The sequence below is a fragment of the Pseudomonas sp. 2822-15 genome (genome assembly GCF_002742515.1).
Taxonomy (GTDB): Bacteria; Pseudomonadota; Gammaproteobacteria; order Pseudomonadales; family Pseudomonadaceae; genus Aquipseudomonas; species Aquipseudomonas salomonii.
The window spans coordinates 1-229 of record NZ_LJRY01000065.1; the positions used below are offsets into that span (position 1 = coordinate 1).

Annotated in this window: 1 protein-coding gene; it reads left to right on the forward strand. The window is 32.8% G+C overall.

The annotated features are described in order from the left end of the window. On the forward strand, positions 1 to 229 hold a 229-nt coding region (locus AOA59_RS00330; RefSeq protein WP_143522722.1), incomplete at both ends, for a histidine phosphatase family protein.

A 229-nucleotide genomic window follows, 5' to 3' on the forward strand; every position in this document is an offset into this window, starting at 1 on the left:
GAAGACATAGACATTGTTCTGTCAAGTCCATATAAAAGAGCAGTTCAAACGGTGGAAGAAATTGCTAGTTATTTAGATACAGATGTTACTTTAATAGATGATTTTAAAGAAAGGATATTATCAGCGTTTCCAACTAAGGATTTAAATAATACAATAAAAAAAGTATGGGAAGATAATAGTTTTTCTTGGGAGGGTGGTGAGTCCAATATCGCTGCTCAAAAAAGAGGAG